The organism is Ruegeria sp. E1, assembly GCF_056534225.1.
Genome location: NZ_JBQFPE010000006.1, coordinates 259020 through 274673, shown reverse-complemented (window position 1 = coordinate 274673; position 15654 = coordinate 259020). Strand labels below are relative to the sequence as shown.

Sequence of the window (15654 nt, the reverse complement as noted above, 5' to 3'; positions counted from 1 at the left end):
GGCGGCATCGTCGCCCGATTCCCTACAATTGGTTCTTTTGCGCCCAATTCTTGCCCAACTTCCAAGCGACGTTACGAAACAATTGGGTGACCTGCGGCCAGAATTGACCGCACAGGGCAACAGCAAATCAGAACAGCTCCTTTCACGCTCGTACGGTTTGTTCAGCCCTTTCGACGAGGATTGAGTTAATGACGAGCGCAACGCCGCAAAACGACGACACCGCCATCCAGGCCTGCACCATCAGCCGGGATGTCCAGAACTTCGACCTTCTGATTGAAGACATGGAATCCGCCCTGGGCGAACGTTGGGGCGATCTGGGATTTGCCGAGGCGCTTGCATTCTTCAGCCAACCCGAAGCCGAATCGCTGCAATTTGTGGCACTTGCGCTGGATGGCGAAGACGAAGACAATCTGACGCTGATGGGTGAGATCATAACCCAGGCCAAGGAAAAGGGCATCAAGGTCGTCTTGATCGCCGAAGATGTCACCCCGGCCTCATTGCATCAGCTTCTGCGCAAAGGTGCGGACGAATTTGTCCCCTACCCTCTTCCGGAAAACGAATTGCAGGAGGCCATCGACCGGATGAACAAACCCGACCCGGTGGTTGCACCGCAGGCCGCGATGGCGATGGCGCAGGGCGAATCGAAAGAAGGCGCCCTGTTTGTCGTTCACGGGCTGGCCGGGGGCGTCGGCGCGACCACTCTGGCGGTGAATCTGGCCTGGGAACTGGCAACAGTATCAGACAAGGACGCGCCTTCGGTCTGTTTGATCGATCTGGATATGCAGTATGGCACGGTTTCCACCTATCTGGACCTGCCGCGACACGAAGCCGTGTTCGAGATGCTTTCAGACACGGATTCGATGGACGAAGAATCCTTTGCGCATTCGCTGCAGACCTTTGAGGATAAACTGCAGGTTCTGACAGCACCGTCGGATATGGTGCCGCTGGACATCATCACCCCCGCCGACATTCAGAAGGTCATCGACACCGCACGCAGCAATTTCGACTATGTCGTCGTCGATATGCCCAAGACGCTGGTGCACTGGTCCGAGACCGTTCTACAAGCGGCACATGTTTACTTTGCGCTGATCGAACTTGATATGCGCTCGGCCCAGAACGCGCTGCGCCTGAAACGGGCGCTGCAGGCCGAGGAACTGCCGTTCAACAAGCTGCGCTTTGCCATGAATCGGGCACCAAAGTTCACCGACCTCAATGGCAAGGGCCGCGTCAAGCGCATGGGCGAAAGCCTTGGAATTTCCATCGACCTGCATTTGCCCGACGGTGGCAAGCACGTCATGCAAAGCGGTGACCACGGTTTGCCGCTGGCAAGTTCGGCCGCCAAAAACCCGCTGCGCCGGGAAATCGCCAAACTCGCGCAATCGCTTCATAGCCTGGGCAGCAGCAGCGCCGAGGCTGCGTAACACGAGGGAGAGCCGACGTGTTTTCACGATACAAGAAACAACCCACCGCACAGCCGGTTGAATCGCAGGCCCCCAAAGCCGCGCCAGCCGCGACGCCGGAACCTCAAAGCCAGTCCACCGCTGTTGCTCGCAAACCTGTGACCAAAAAGGTAGCCGAAGTGGTCGGCAGTGACCGCGAACGCAAGCGCAAAGAGCGGCTGGGCGAGATCAAGCAGGAGTTGCACCGCGAACTTCTGGAAAACCTGAACCTCGCGGCGCTGGAAAACGCAGCAGAATCTGATCTGCGGACTGAAATCAGCGCAATCTCCAGCGAGATTCTGGAATCCCGCAACATCGTTCTGAACCGCGAAGACCGCGTGCAGCTGAATAAAGAGCTGTATGATGAAGTCACCGGGTTAGGACCGCTGGAAACCCTGCTGCAGGATGATACGGTCAACGATATTCTAGTCAACGGCCCGCAGCAGATCTTTGTGGAACGCGCCGGTAAGCTGGAACTCAGCGACATTACGTTCAAGGACGAAAAGCACCTGATGCGGATCATCGACAAGATCGTGTCCGCTGTGGGTCGTCGCGTTGACGAATCCAACCCTTATGTTGACGCCCGTCTGGCAGATGGCTCGCGTTTCAACGCCATGGTCCCGCCGATTGCTGTGGACGGCTCGCTGGTGTCCATTCGTAAGTTCAAAAAGGACAAGCTGGGCATTGACGATCTCGTTAATTTCGGTGCGTTTACCGAAGAAATGGCCGCCTATTTGCAGGCTGCGGTGTCGACCCGCCTGAATGTGATCGTCTCGGGCGGTACGGGTTCCGGTAAAACGACAACCCTGAACGCCCTGTCCAGCTTTATCGACGACGCCGAACGCATCCTGACCATCGAGGATACGGCGGAACTTCAATTGCAGCAAACCCATGTGGGCCGGATGGAAAGCCGCCCACCCAACGTGGAAGGCAAAGGTGAGGTCAGCCCGCGCGACTGTCTGAAAAACGCCCTGCGTATGCGTCCTGACCGCATCATCGTGGGCGAGACGCGTGGCGCCGAGGTCATCGACATGCTGCAGGCCATGAACACCGGCCACGATGGTTCGATGACCACGATCCACGCCAACTCGGCCCGTGACGGGATTTCGCGTCTGGAAAACATGATCGCGATGGCTGGGATTGAGATGCCGATCAAAGCCGTCCGCAGCCAGATCTCAAGCGCTGTGAACCTGATCGTGCAGGCCAGCCGCTTGCAGGACGGTTCGCGCCGGATGACCTCGATCACCGAGATTACAGGGATGGAAGGCGACGTGATCTCGATGCAGGAAATCTTTAAGTTCCAGCGTGTTGGCCTGACCCCCGACAACAAGATCATCGGTCATTTCACCGCCACCGGCGTGCGCAGCCACTTTTCCGAGCGCTTCCGCCTGTGGGGCTTTGACCTGCCTGCTTCCATCTACGACCCAACGACAGTCTAGGAGAACCGGATATGACCCTGCCTGTCGAGGCCCTTATCTATATCGTGATCTTCGTCGCAGTCCTGCTGCTGGTCGAAGGTATCTATCTGGTAGCGTTCGGAAAATCGATCAGCCTGAACAGCCGCGTCAACCGTCGTCTGGACATGATCGACAAAGGCGTTGGTCGCGAAGAGGTTCTGGAAAAGCTGCGCAAGGAAATGCAGCAGCATATGAAAAGTCAGAGCATCCCGCTCTACTCGCTGCTGGCCGACAAGGCGCAAAAGGCGGCAATCGCCTTTAGCCCCAAGCAACTGGTCATGGTCATGGCTTTGGTGTCGGGCCTGGTCTTTATGGCGCTGAGTTTTGCGACAACCACTGATGTCGCTCTGCGCGCGGCGCTGTCCGGCGCGATCGGAATCGGGGCCGTCTATGCCTGGGTCAACAACAAGGCCAAGAAACGCATGGGCATGATCGAAGAACAACTACCCGACGCAGTGGAACTGATGGTCCGGTCGCTGCGTGTTGGTAACCCGTTTGTATCCTCGGTTCAGATCGTCGCCTCAGAGGTCGAAGACCCGCTGGCGACCGAGTTTGGTGTCATTTCGGACGAAGTCGCCTATGGCCGCGATGTCGGTGAAGCGCTCAAGGATATGGCCGAACGGCTGGGTATGCAGGATTTGCGCTTTCTTGCGGTGGCCGTGTCGATCCAGCAGCAATCCGGCGGTAACCTTGCCGAGATTCTGGCAGGATTGGCCAAGGTGATCCGCGCCCGGTTCCGCCTGTTCCGGCGCGTCAAGGCCATCACAGCCGAGGCACAATGGTCCGGCAAGTTCCTGTCGGGTTTCCCTCTGGCTTGTCTGGTCTTCATCCTGGTCAAGGATCCCAACTACTATGACAGTGTCTTGAATGAACCCTATTTCATTCCGGCCTGTTTCTTTGTTGGCATCATGCTGACGCTGAACGTCATCGTCATGAAAATCCTTACAAACATCAAGGTCTGAGGACACTGCCATGGAATTTCTAAGCTCCATCAACGCATTTCTCACCGACCAGCTTGGTGAATTCGGTCCGTTGATCGTCGTCGGCATTCTGGGATTGTTCATGATCCTTGTGACGATCCCGCTGATGCTGAATCAACCGGAAGATCCGCTGAAAAAGCTGCAGCGGACGAATGCGGCACCCAAGAAGGGTAAGAAAGAAAAGAAAGAACGCCTGCGGCAGGCCGGTCAGAACGAACAACTTGAGAAATTCGCAACCTTTCTGGAACCCAAAAACCAGGAAGAGTTTTCAGCCGTACAGCTCAAGCTGCGGCAGGCTGGCTATCAGTCCAAGGATGCGGTGCGATTCTTCCACTTTGCTCAGTTTGCGTTGGGCATCATCGGATTGTTAGTCGGCGTTCTGCTGGTCACAGTCTTTGCGGGGGATCAGGAATTCGACGGAACGCAAATCGGAATTCGACTGCTGGTTCCCGGAGCGATCGGATACTTCATCCCGAAATACTGGATCACGCGCCGCGTCGAGGAACGGAAAGAAGCGATTGTGGCCGGTTTCCCCGATACGCTCGACCTGATGCTGGTCTGCGTCGAAGCCGGTCAGGCGCTGGATCAGGCTATCGTTCGTGTCGCGGCTGAGATGAAGGCCTCGTACCCCGATATCGCGACAGAGTTCGAAGTTGTCGCCTATGAGATGAAGGCGGGCAAGGAACGGGACGTCGTTCTGCGTGACTTTGCAACGCGCTGCGGGGTTCAGGACGTGAGCGCCTTTGTAACGGTGATGATCCAGTCGGCAACTTTTGGTACATCGATCGCCGAAGCCCTGCGGGTTTATGCTGGCGAGATGCGTGACAAACGCGTAATGCGCGCCGAAGAGGCCGCGAATAAGTTGCCAACCAAAATGACGCTTGCCACAATGATGCTGACAGTTCCCCCACTGCTTCTGATCCTTGTTGGTCCATCGGCAAAAGGCATCATGGATTTCGGAAGTGGCAACGGGCCAGGAGTCGGCGGATAACCGAATGAACCCAGACCTTGGCGCAGCCCTGACCGGGCTGCGCAATCTCTTCAAAGCCACTGCGGTTCTTGCCCTGGTGGCTTCTTGCACGGAACCGGAACTGCCGGAAGACCCGTTTGCGCCGGGCGTTGACCTGGAAGGGCCCGACGTAGATCAGGTTACGGTTGGAAACCGTATGATGACAGCAGGTGAATACGAGCTTGCGCTTGAGGCGTTTTCCCGCGCTGCACTGGAACAGGGCATGACTGCGCAAATCCTGACGTCGCTGGGCACTGCCAATCTGGGCCTGCGCCGTCTGGGTCAGGCTGAGCCATTGCTGCGCCGCGCCGTAAAGGAAGACCCGGACTGGCCCGTGGCGTGGAACAATCTGGGTGTGTTTCTGGTGGAAAAGGGCGAATATGCCGAGGCCGCGCAGGTCTTTCAGCGGGCCTTTGCGCTGGACAATGGCGAAAGTGACGCAATCCGCGACAATCTGCGGTTAGCACTCGCAAAAATGGAAAATCCTGTTAATAATACCCCACAAGAACAAGAATTTGAGCTGGAACGGCGCGGGGACGGCGAATACGTGCTGCGCAAGAACCAGTAACAGAGGTTAGAGCAGTAAAAGGACGCAAAAATGCGCCACCCCTTCTTGATTCCGACAGCCATCGCGTGCGGAGTGATCCTGTCCGCCTGCGCGAAAGAAACCGAAGAAGAAAAAGTCGAACGCACCTTTCAGGAAGTGAACGTCATTGACGAAACAAACCTGAATGATGTGCTGTTGACGGCCTCGGACCCGAACGAGGCCGTGACCTACTTCCAGAACGCCGCGCTCAAGAACCCTGATCGCATCGATCTGCAACGCGGGCTGGCCATCAGTCTCACGCGTGCCAAGCGCAGCACCGAAGCGGCCTCGGCGTGGAAACGCGTGACCGAGATGAAAGGCGCGAACAACACCGACCGGGTCGAATACGCCGGTGCACTGGTGCGCAGCGGAGACTGGAGCAAGGCAAAAGCGACGCTGGACAAGATCCCGCCAACTCATGAGACATTTCAGCGTCTCAGGCTTGAAGCATTGGTGGCGGATTCGCGCAAAGACTGGAAACGCGCCGATCACTTCTATGAAACCGCCGTTGGACTGACCACGCGCCCTGCGGGGGTTATGAACAACTGGGGTTATTCCAAGATGACCCGAGGCGACTATGCCGAGGCGGAACGCCTGTTTAGCGAAGCGATCCGTCAGGACAAGTCCTTGTTTACAGCCAAAAACAATCTGGTTCTGGCTCGCAGCGCGCAGGGGAATTACGGGATGCCCGTTGTTCCGATGACGCAAGTGGAACGCGCGCAATTGCTGAACACGATGGGTATTTCTGCGGTCAAGCAAGGTGATCTGAACACGGCCAAGAACCTGTTCCGCGAGGCAATAGCCACCCATCCGCAGCATTTCGACGAGGCCGTCCGCTCGCTCCGCGCGCTCGAGGAAGCCTGATCTATGGCCATCCCCGTATCGGCGGCTGCATGGTTCTTACCATTCGTGCTGCCGATTTGTTTTTACGTCGCATTCACCGACATGCGTGAAATGCGGATCAAGAATCATGCGGTTGGTGCACTGGCCTTTGTATTTGTCGTACTCGGCCTGTTTGTCCTGCCCCCTTGGTCCGCAGCGTGGGCCACGGGTGAGGTCGGGCCTCTTTCTTTCTCGCTGCCGGTCTATGCATGGCAACTTGTCCACATTCCGGTTGTCCTGATCGCTGGGATCGTGATGAACGCAGCTGGTATCATGGGGGCAGGCGACGCCAAGTTCTGCGCAGCGGCGGCCCCTTTCGTCTGGGTGGGGGATATCATGGTTGTCATGGTGATCTTGATGTCCACGACGCTGGGCGCCGTGGCGGCGCATCGCCTCGCCAAACACACGCCGTTGCGCCGGATCGCACCGCATTGGGAAAGCTGGGATCGCGGCAAGAAATTCCCGATGGGGCTGACCCTGGCGGGCAGCCTGATCATGTATCTGATATTGGGCATTATTTACGGCTCGTAAACAATCATCTGTACGCCACGCCCGCGCCTTGGTGCTGCCACAAAGCCGGGCCAGATTTTCCCCAAGCAGTCCGGTTTTCGGACATTTGGTGCGATGGACAGATAGACGAGCAACGCTCATGAATATGCAAAACAATTCCGTTGTGGCCCCCCCTGCCCCCAAGGGTCTGGCTGAAATGCAGCTTCCGCTGGTGATGATGCGGGACATTCTGCTAAAGACGATTTTCCGCAAGAACGTGGACACCGTAACCGAAGTGGCCGAGGCCGTGTGCCTGCCCGGTTCGGTGACGCAAGAACTGATCGACATCGCGCGCGAGCAGAAACTGCTTGAGGCGACCGGTACGCTGAATGCCAATTCGGGCAACGAAATGGGTTATCAGCTGACAGATGCGGGCAAGGCGCGCGCGCTGGACGCGCTGAGCCAGTCGGAATATTTCGGGGCGATGCCGGTGCCGCTGGACGTTTATCGCGAACAGGTCAAACGCCAATCCATCCGCAACATTCAGGTCACGCGTGACCAGTTGGTCGGGGCCATGGGCCATCTGGTTCTGCCCGACAGTCTGCTGGACCACCTTGGCCCCGCGGTCAGTGCTGGCCGGTCGATCCTGATGTATGGCCCGCCGGGCAACGGTAAATCCTCGATCTCGAACGGTATTCGCGACGCGCTGGGGGACAACGTCTATGTCCCGCGCGCCATCGAATATGCCGGTCAGGTGATCACGGTGTATGACCCAATCGTGCACACCGCGATCGAGCAAGAGGCCGATGACCCCAACAGCCTGCGCCGCCGCAAACGGTTCGACACGCGCTATGTTCAATGCGAACGCCCGACCGTTGTGACCGGTGGTGAACTTTCACTCAGCATGTTGGATTTGGTCTACAACCCCACAGCGCGAACCTATCAGGCGCCGTTGCAGCTGAAATCGACCGGTGGCATCTTCATCGTGGACGACCTTGGACGTCAGGCCGAACCCCCTCAGGCCCTGATCAACCGCTGGATCGTTCCGCTGGAAGAAAGCAAGGATATCCTTGGCCTGCAATCGGGTGAGAAGTTCGAGGTGCCTTTTGACACGCTGGTCATCTTCTCGACCAACTTCCACCCGAACGAGATCTTCGACCAAGCGGCTTTGCGCCGGATTTTCTTCAAGATCAAAATCGATGGTCCAAATCAGGAAAACTTCCTGAAAATCTTTGCCATGGTGGCCCGCAAGCGCGGGATGCCTCTGGACGAGGCTGCGCTGGTGCATCTGCTGAAGGTAAAATATCCGACCATCCAGAACATCTATGCAAACTATCAGCCGATCTTCCTGATCGACCAGATGATCTCGATCTGCGAATTTGAAGGTATCCCCTATCAAATGAGCCCCGATCTGATCGACCGCGCCTGGGCAAACATGTTCGTCAAAGAAGAGAAAATCGTCCACTAGATCGCTTTGCGTTTGATTTGAATCGAAATACGCTGCCTCTTCCTGCGGTCGAACGCGCATTTCGATAGCTTTGCCTCAGATAAAACGCAAAACGCTTTAGAGACGTGCCAATTCCACTCAGGGCCGGGTAGTCTGCGAGCATGACGCAGATACCCGCCCGAATGACTGACTGGTTTGACAGCAAAGGCTGGTCCATCCATCCGCATCAGCAAGAGATGTTTGACCGGGCGCACCACCCTGCGACCTTGCTGATTGCGCCAACCGGCGGCGGCAAGACCATGGCGGGTTTTCTGCCCTCGTTGGCAGAACTTGCCGATGGATCGCATCAGGGGCTGCATACGATCTATATATCGCCGCTCAAGGCGCTGGCAGCCGATATCCGTCGCAACTTGCGTGTACCCGCAGATGAGATTGGCTTGCCCATCCGCATCGAGGATCGAACCGGCGATACCTCGGCCACGCAAAAGAAACGTCAGCGCGCGGACCCTCCTCATATTCTGCTGACCACACCGGAAAGTCTGGCATTGCTGACATCCTACGAGGATGCACCGCGCATGTTTGACGGCGTGCAGCGCGTCATCGTCGATGAAATCCATGCGCTATCGGAAAGCAAGCGCGGCGATCAACTGATGCTGGCCCTGGCCCGATTGCAGAGCCTGTGCCCGGATATGCGCCGCGTCGGTTTGTCGGCAACGGTCGAGGACCCCGAGGCCATTGCCCGTTTTCTGGCCCGTCACCCCGACCCGTGCCAGATTGTGCAGGCAGATCCGGGCCCCAACCCCGATATTGCAATGCTGCAAACCGAAGAGATGCCGCCCTGGTCCGGTGGTGGCGCAGCCTATTCGATCCCGGCGGTTCTTGCGCAGATCAGGGAGCACAAGACCACTTTAATCTTTCACAATACCCGCGCGCAGGCCGAGATCTTCTTTCACAATCTATGGCTTGCGAATGAGGATGGTCTCCCCATCGGCATCCATCATGGCAGTCTGGACCGACAGCAACGCGAACGCGTTGAGGCTGCAATGGTGCGTGGCGATCTGCGGGCCATTGTTTGTACCGGCAGCCTTGATCTGGGCATCGACTGGGGCGATGTGGATCTGGTGATACAGATCGGCGCGCCCAAGAATGTCAAACGGCTGGTGCAGCGGATTGGACGGGCAAACCATCGCTACAATGCGCCGTCCAAGGCCCTGCTTGTCCCTGCAAACCGGTTCGAAGTGGTTGAGTGCATTGCCGCGCTTGAGGCCGTGCTGGCACATGATCTGGACGGAGATCCGCGCGGCTCTGGCCCGCGCGATGTACTGTGTCAGCACATCCTGATCGCTGCCGCTGCGGGGCCATTCGATGCAGATGCTCTTTTCACCGAAATGACGGCGGCGGGGCCTTATGCAGACCTTACCCGCCCAGCCTTTGATGCCTGTCTGGAGTTCTGCGCCACCGGAGGTTACGCCTTGCGCGCCTATGATCGCTGGCAACGGCTGCAACAGCGTCCTGACGGGCGCTGGCAATTGCGCGACCCCCGCGCTGCGCAGCGTATCCGCATGAATCTGGGCACAATTCAAGATACCGATACTCTAAAAGTGCGCCTGAAACGCAACCGGGGCGGCAAGCCACTGGGAGAGGTCGAGGAAGGTTTTGCCGCCTCGCTGACACCCGGTGACACCTTTCTGATCGGAGGCCAGATCGTCCGCTACGAAGGCCTGCGCGAGATGGTTGTCGAGGTCAGCCGCCGCGCGGACCGCAAGCCCAAGATCGCCACGTTCTCGGGCACGAAATTCGCCACCTCAACCCAGTTGAGCGACCGTATCTTGCACATGTTCGCGCAGCCCGACTGGCCGCAATTGCCGCAGCACACCGCTGATTGGCTGGCTTTGCAGCGCGACATGTCCCGCTTGCCCCGGCGGGACCGCCTGCTGATCGAAAGCTTTCCCGACAAAGGGCACGAGCATCTGTGCGTCTACGGCTTTGCCGGACGCAACGCGCAGCAGACGCTGGGCCTGTTGCTGACCAAACGCATGGAGGAAATCGGCCTTGCGCCTTTGGGCTTTGTCGCCACCGACTATGCCACGCTGATCTGGGGCCTGGACGCCGTGACCGACCCGCGCCCTTTGTTAGAACCGGATGCCCTGCGGCAGGGATTGGATACCTGGCTGGCAGGAAATGCGGTGATGAAACGGACCTTTCGCGCCTCGGCCACGATTGCGGGATTGATCGAACGCAACACAGGTGGCCAGCGCAAATCCGGGCGGCAGGCGACGTTTTCCTCGGACATCCTGTATGACACGCTGTTGAAATACGATCCTGATCATCTTTTGATGCAAATCACCCGCGAAGAGGCTATGCGCGGTCTGGTCGATTTCGGACGGATCGAAGAGATGCTGAACCGCATCGACGGGCGAGTTGATTTGCTGCGTCTGGATCGCGTCTCGCCCCTTGCCGCTCCACTGTTCCTTGAGGTTGGAAAGGTTCCCGTCAAAGGAGAAGCCGAAGAGCGTTTGCTGGCCGAAGAAACCGCGCGGCTGTTGCACGAGGCCGGCCTGACCCCTGGCTGATCCCTCTTGCAAAATTGGAGACAACACGCGAAGAACGTATCATGAACGGACTAGAATTTGTCTTCGCCGGTCAAAGGTTGGCGGCATTGGGCACCGGTGGGCTCTGGTGGCCCGACCAGAGGCTTTTGTGCGTGTCTGACCTGCATCTGGGCAAATCCGAACGGATTGCGCGCCGCAGCGGGCAGGTTCTGCCGCCCTATGACAGCCGGGAAACCCTGTCCCGGCTTGCAAGAGACCTGGAAGTTTGCCCGGCCACAACAGTCGTCTGTCTGGGCGACAGTTTCGACGATCTGGAAGCCTCGGAATCACTTTGCTCTAGCGATCGGCTACAGATCACAGCGCTTCAGGCCGGACGGCGGTGGATCTGGATCGAGGGCAACCATGATCCCGGCCCTGTGGAACTGGGCGGTGCGCATCTGGCGGAATGGTCCTGCGGGCCGCTGGTGTTTCGCCATATAGCGCAGCAGAACGGCCGTGGTGAGGTTTCTGGTCATTTTCATCCCAAGGCCCGGTTAAGGGTCCGGGGGCGCTCGATCTCGCGCGCGGCTTTTCTCTTTGATCAGTCCCGTTTGATTCTACCGGCCTATGGCGCCTATACAGGCGGCCTGCGCAGTTCCGAGCAGGTTTTGGCAGACCTTATGGCAGCTGATGCACAGGCCATTTTGACAGGTCCGCAGCCGCAAAAAATGCCTATGCCGCGATAGGCGGCAATCAGAGCAGGCCTGCCGCCTCTAACTCTGGCGCATATTTGCGACTGACGGGAACCAGATCACCATTGTGCAGACGCAAATGGGTTTTGGAACCCTGCTTTTCGACCCCCGCTATAGCCCCTGTCGCGACCCAATGAGACCTGTGCGCGCAAAATCCGGGTTCGGGCTCCATCTCGGCGATTGCGTCGGTGAAACGGGATCGGATGGTAAACACCCCCTCGGAAGTGACAACGTCCACAAGATGATCGCGCGAGGTGAGACGATAAATCTGCCCGTCGAACTCTTGCGGCAACCGACGGCACAGTCTGGCCGGTTGCCGAACTGGTTGCCCTTTGGGGTCTTCGCGGCGGCGAACCAACAGCAACCCGGTTGCGAACAGGCCCCCATAAGGCAGAACCGCCGTCAGACCCGGCGCATTCTGGCCGCCGCACCAGAAAACCAACCCGGCCAGAACCCACAATGCAGGTGCAAAAAGCACCAGAATCAGCGCAGAAAACACGATATCGCGGGTCAGCAGCGCGTAATGATGCAGGCGATTTCGCAGCAGATGACCAACCACTCCGGTCACACCGATGGCCAGAACCATTACTCCGGTCCAGAACACCAGACGCTGTGGGAAAGACAAGGCGGCGTCCCTGAAGGGCGCAAACGAATAGGCCAGCAATGGAATGAATACGAGCCCTGCTACCACCCGTTGCGGCGAGCACAAGGCACAAACCAGCCTCCACTTAAGCTTCACACTCGCTAACACACGCTCCCTCGCCTTCGATCCCGTGGTAGTCGGCAGTTCGAACTCCAGACCTAACCACTTGGAATACAAGGTTTATCATCAGCTCAGACACAGTCAAAGCCCAATATGTGCGAATTCATGAAACCGTGAACGACAAAAAAAGGGGTTGAAGGGAGGAACGTCCCTTCAACCCCGCATTTCAAACCGGCAATGAGCCTGCCTGAAGATACTTTGTGCTACGCGGTGAGCCCTTCAGGCTCTGGCAAGCCGTTCGCGCGGCACGCGGCGGTCAGCGTATTGGCCAACAGACAGGCAATGGTCATCGGGCCGACGCCACCAGGGACCGGAGTGATGGCACCGGCGCGTTCCGCCGCACTGGCATAGTCCACGTCGCCGACCAGTTTGTTCTTACCGTCCCGCTCGATCCGGTTGATGCCCACATCGATGACGGTCGCGCCCTCCTTGATCCAATCGCCGGGCACCATCTCGGGGCGGCCAACGGCGGCGACAACGATATCGGCGCGGCGGACAACATCGGGCAAGTCCTTGGTGCGGCTATGCGCGATGGTCACGGTGCAGCTGTCACCCAGCAGCAGCTGCGCCATTGGCTTGCCCACGATGTTCGAGCGGCCGATCACAACCGCGTCCATCCCCGAAAGTGAGCCGTGGTGGTCGCGCAGCATCATCAGGCAGCCCAGCGGGGTGCAGGGTACCATCGATTTCTGACCGGTGCCCAGCAGGCCCACATTCGAGATATGGAACCCGTCCACATCCTTAGCCGGATCGATCGAGTTGATCACCAGATCTTCGTTCAGGTGTTTGGGCAGCGGCAGTTGCACCAGAATGCCGTGCACAGCCGGATCATTGTTCAGCGTGTCGATCAGCGCCAGCAAGTCTTCTTCGGACGTGTCCACATCCAGCTTGTGCTCGTACGAGTTCATGCCGACTTCGACGGTCATCTTGCCCTTGGAACGGACATAGACCTGGCTGGCCGGGTCTTCGCCCACCAGAACCACCGCCAGACCGGGGGTGATGCCGTTTTCTTCCTTAAGCTTCGCAACCTGATCGGCTACCTGTGCGCGTACCTTGGCCGCAAAAGCCTTACCGTCGATTACCTGCGCTACCATTCTTTGGTCCCTTCTTTCAAAACCCAAACGGGCGCAAAGCGCGCCCGGTCTTTACTCGGCGCCGATCACGCGCTCTTCGCGCGCAATCGACCAGTCTATCAGGATGCGCCACAGCGTCTCGGCAAGGTCGGGGTCCATTCCCGATTCACCGGATCTGGCGCGCACATTCTGCACCACTTCCTCGACCCTGGCCGGAATGCGCGCGGGCAGACCAGCGCCTGGTTTCAGATCGGATGCGCGGTCAATGTAGCTGGCTCGCGTTGCCAGCAACCTGATCAGCTGGCTGTCCAACTGGTCAATCTGAACCCGCAAGTCCCGCATCGAATGACAGTCTTGCGGCGGTGTCAGAGTGGGCATCGTGATCTCCTCATGGCCCGGGGTAGTCCCCGGACCACGAGATGTCTTATTCAGCGGCTTAGAACAAGCCCTCGATCTCACCTGCGTCGTTAAGGCAGATGGTTTCCGCGGCAGGTTTGCGGGGCAGACCGGGCATGGTCATGATCTCACCGCAGACAACCACGATGAAACCGGCACCGGCGGACAGGCGGACCTCACGCACCGGAACCGAATGGCCGGTGGGCGCGCCGCGCAGGGACGGATCGGTCGAGAACGAGTACTGGGTTTTCGCCATGCAGACCGGCAGGTTGCCGTATCCCGCGTCTTCCCATTCCTTCAGCTGGTTGCGGATCTTATTGTCAGCCAGAACTTCGTCAGCACGGTAGATGCGTTTAGCGATGGTTTCGATTTTCTCGAACAGCGGCATCTCGTCGGGGTAGATCGGCGAGAAGTTCGCGGCACCACCATCAACGATTTCGACAACCTTCTCGGCCAGCGGGGCCGAGCCTTCCGAACCCAGTTCCCAGTGACGCGACAGAACCGCCTCGACCCCGTGATCGCCGCAATAGTCTTTGACAGCCTGCACTTCGGCGTCGGTGTCGGTGACAAAGTGGTTGATGGCAACAACAACCGGGACGCCGAACGATTTCACGTTCTCGATGTGGCGACCCAGGTTGGCGCAGCCCGACTGAACGGCTTCGACGTTTTCAGCACCCAGATCGGCCTTGGCCACGCCGCCGTTCATCTTCATCGCGCGCACAGTGGCAACCAGAACCACAGCCGACGGAGCGATGCCCGCCTTGCGGCACTTGATGTTCATGAACTTCTCGGCGCCCAGGTCAGCACCAAAGCCCGCTTCGGTCACGACGTAGTCAGCGACTTTCAGCGCAGTCTTGGTCGCGATGACCGAGTTGCAGCCGTGCGCGATGTTCGCGAAGGGACCACCATGAACAAATGCCGGGTTGTTTTCCAGCGTCTGCACAAGGTTTGGCTGCATGGCGTCCTTCAGCAGAACGGTCATTGCGCCTTCGGCTTTGATATCGCGGCAGTAGACCGGGGTCTTGTCGCGGCGATAAGCTACGATGATGTCGCCCAGACGCTTTTCCAGGTCTTTCAGGTCGTTTGCCAGGCACAGGATGGCCATAACCTCGGACGCAACGGTGATGTCAAACCCGGCCTCACGCGGGAAGCCGTTCGACACGCCACCCAGCGAGGCGGTGATCTGACGCAGTGCGCGGTCATTCATGTCGACCACACGACGCCATGCGACGCGGCGGGTGTCGATGTCGCATTCGTTGCCCCAGTAGATGTGGTTGTCGATCATCGCCGACAGCAGCGAGTGCGCCGAGGTGATGGCGTGGAAATCGCCGGTGAAGTGCAGGTTCATTTCCTCCATCGGAACAACCTGCGCGTATCCGCCACCCGCAGCGCCACCCTTCATGCCGAAGTTCGGGCCAAGCGAGGCTTCGCGGATGCAGATCATCGCGTTCTTGCCGATACGGTTCAGACCGTCGCCCAGACCAACGGTGGTCGTGGTTTTGCCTTCACCCGCAGGGGTCGGGTTGATCGCGGTGACAAGGATCAGCTTGCCATCTTCGCGACCTTGAACCGAGTTGATAAAGTCCTGGCTGACCTTCGCCTTGTCGTGGCCATAGGGCAGCAGATCCGCAGATTCGATGCCGATCTTTGCACCGATTTCCTGAATCGGCTTTTTGTTCGCTTCGCGAGCGATTTCGATGTCGGATTTGTAGCTCATTGGCCAGGGTCCCTGATTGAATGCCGTGCAAAACCGACGCAGGGCGTCGGTGCTGGTCAATCCATACCGTTGTGTACAAAGATGGTGAATATGGATTCCGACATATTCATGCCGCGAAACGGCGTTGGGTCAC

The 15654-nt window shown here is 58.4% G+C and carries 14 protein-coding genes; 10 read left to right on the top strand and 4 right to left on the bottom strand.

Annotated elements, in window-relative coordinates; genetic code table 11:
• The first annotated feature begins 188 nt into the window (after positions 1-188).
• The 10 genes from ACR0FG_RS10025 (at position 189) to pdeM (ending at position 11566) form a co-directional block, all read left to right on the top strand.
• Positions 189-1421, top strand: a complete 1233-nt coding sequence (locus ACR0FG_RS10025) for an AAA family ATPase (RefSeq protein ID WP_170716259.1) — start codon at positions 189-191, stop codon at positions 1419-1421.
• Positions 1422-1438: 17 nt separating this feature from the next.
• A complete protein-coding gene (locus ACR0FG_RS10020; protein WP_170716261.1) occupies positions 1439-2878 on the top strand; it encodes a TadA family conjugal transfer-associated ATPase in 1440 nt (479 codons plus the stop codon).
• Positions 2879-2889: 11 nt separating this feature from the next.
• Positions 2890-3858, top strand: coding sequence for a type II secretion system F family protein (locus ACR0FG_RS10015; RefSeq protein ID WP_170716263.1), 969 nt, complete (start codon positions 2890-2892; stop codon positions 3856-3858).
• Positions 3859-3868: 10 nt separating this feature from the next.
• The gene (locus ACR0FG_RS10010; RefSeq protein WP_480892562.1) at positions 3869-4867 is read left to right on the top strand and encodes a type II secretion system F family protein; all 999 of its coding nucleotides are present in this window, start codon (positions 3869-3871) and stop codon (positions 4865-4867) included.
• 4 nt (positions 4868-4871) lie between these two features.
• Positions 4872-5453: a tetratricopeptide repeat protein gene (locus ACR0FG_RS10005; protein ID WP_170716267.1), complete on the top strand. Its 582-nt coding sequence runs from the start codon at positions 4872-4874 to the stop codon at positions 5451-5453.
• Positions 5454-5483: 30 nt separating this feature from the next.
• The gene (locus ACR0FG_RS10000) at positions 5484-6335 is read left to right on the top strand and encodes a tetratricopeptide repeat protein (RefSeq protein WP_170716269.1); all 852 of its coding nucleotides are present in this window, start codon (positions 5484-5486) and stop codon (positions 6333-6335) included.
• 3 nt (positions 6336-6338) lie between these two features.
• A complete protein-coding gene (locus ACR0FG_RS09995; protein WP_170716271.1) occupies positions 6339-6884 on the top strand; it encodes a prepilin peptidase in 546 nt (181 codons plus the stop codon).
• 118 nt (positions 6885-7002) lie between these two features.
• Positions 7003-8310 carry an ATPase gene (locus ACR0FG_RS09990; RefSeq protein WP_170716273.1) on the top strand — a complete coding sequence of 436 codons (1308 nt, stop codon included), beginning with the start codon at positions 7003-7005 and terminating at the stop codon, positions 8308-8310.
• A 140-nt stretch (positions 8311-8450) separates the two neighbouring features.
• Complete coding sequence (locus ACR0FG_RS09985; RefSeq protein ID WP_480892557.1) at positions 8451-10862, top strand: ligase-associated DNA damage response DEXH box helicase; 2412 nt, start codon at positions 8451-8453, stop codon at positions 10860-10862.
• Between the two features lie 41 nt (positions 10863-10903).
• Positions 10904-11566 carry a ligase-associated DNA damage response endonuclease PdeM gene (gene pdeM / locus ACR0FG_RS09980; RefSeq protein WP_480892555.1) on the top strand — a complete coding sequence of 221 codons (663 nt, stop codon included), beginning with the start codon at positions 10904-10906 and terminating at the stop codon, positions 11564-11566.
• A 7-nt stretch (positions 11567-11573) separates the two neighbouring features.
• On the opposite strand, the gene ACR0FG_RS09975 is transcribed toward pdeM, so the two are convergent.
• The 4 genes from ACR0FG_RS09975 to ACR0FG_RS09960 all read right to left on the bottom strand — a co-directional run bounded on the left by ACR0FG_RS09975 (position 11574) and on the right by ACR0FG_RS09960 (position 15521).
• Positions 11574-12197 carry a LytTR family DNA-binding domain-containing protein gene (locus ACR0FG_RS09975; protein ID WP_480892553.1) on the bottom strand — a complete coding sequence of 208 codons (624 nt, stop codon included), beginning with the start codon at positions 12195-12197 and terminating at the stop codon, positions 11574-11576.
• Between the two features lie 341 nt (positions 12198-12538).
• Complete coding sequence (gene folD, locus ACR0FG_RS09970) at positions 12539-13429, bottom strand: bifunctional methylenetetrahydrofolate dehydrogenase/methenyltetrahydrofolate cyclohydrolase FolD (protein ID WP_170716280.1); 891 nt, start codon at positions 13427-13429, stop codon at positions 12539-12541.
• Between the two features lie 51 nt (positions 13430-13480).
• Positions 13481-13786, bottom strand: a complete 306-nt coding sequence (locus ACR0FG_RS09965; protein ID WP_170716283.1) for a chorismate mutase — start codon at positions 13784-13786, stop codon at positions 13481-13483.
• Between the two features lie 58 nt (positions 13787-13844).
• A complete protein-coding gene (locus ACR0FG_RS09960; RefSeq protein ID WP_480892548.1) occupies positions 13845-15521 on the bottom strand; it encodes a formate--tetrahydrofolate ligase in 1677 nt (558 codons plus the stop codon).
• Between the last annotated feature and the right edge of the window lie 133 nt (positions 15522-15654).

What these genes read in the sequence shown, in the direction of transcription:
- ACR0FG_RS10025 (WP_170716259.1), top strand. Translation starts at nt 189, where the DNA reads ATGACGAGCGCAACGCCGCAAAACGACGACACCGCCATCCAGGCCTGC.
- ACR0FG_RS10015 (WP_170716263.1), top strand. Translation starts at nt 2,890, where the DNA reads ATGACCCTGCCTGTCGAGGCCCTTATCTATATCGTGATCTTCGTCGCA.
- ACR0FG_RS10010 (WP_480892562.1), top strand. Translation starts at nt 3,869, where the DNA reads ATGGAATTTCTAAGCTCCATCAACGCATTTCTCACCGACCAGCTTGGT.
- ACR0FG_RS10005 (WP_170716267.1), top strand. Translation starts at nt 4,872, where the DNA reads ATGAACCCAGACCTTGGCGCAGCCCTGACCGGGCTGCGCAATCTCTTC.
- ACR0FG_RS10000 (WP_170716269.1), top strand. Translation starts at nt 5,484, where the DNA reads ATGCGCCACCCCTTCTTGATTCCGACAGCCATCGCGTGCGGAGTGATC.
- ACR0FG_RS09995 (WP_170716271.1), top strand. Translation starts at nt 6,339, where the DNA reads ATGGCCATCCCCGTATCGGCGGCTGCATGGTTCTTACCATTCGTGCTG.
- ACR0FG_RS09990 (WP_170716273.1), top strand. Translation starts at nt 7,003, where the DNA reads ATGAATATGCAAAACAATTCCGTTGTGGCCCCCCCTGCCCCCAAGGGT.
- ACR0FG_RS09985 (WP_480892557.1), top strand. Translation starts at nt 8,451, where the DNA reads ATGACGCAGATACCCGCCCGAATGACTGACTGGTTTGACAGCAAAGGC.
- pdeM (WP_480892555.1), top strand. Translation starts at nt 10,904, where the DNA reads ATGAACGGACTAGAATTTGTCTTCGCCGGTCAAAGGTTGGCGGCATTG.
- folD (WP_170716280.1), bottom strand. Translation starts at nt 13,429, where the DNA reads ATGGTAGCGCAGGTAATCGACGGTAAGGCTTTTGCGGCCAAGGTACGC.
- ACR0FG_RS09965 (WP_170716283.1), bottom strand. Translation starts at nt 13,786, where the DNA reads ATGCCCACTCTGACACCGCCGCAAGACTGTCATTCGATGCGGGACTTG.
- ACR0FG_RS09960 (WP_480892548.1), bottom strand. Translation starts at nt 15,521, where the DNA reads ATGAGCTACAAATCCGACATCGAAATCGCTCGCGAAGCGAACAAAAAG.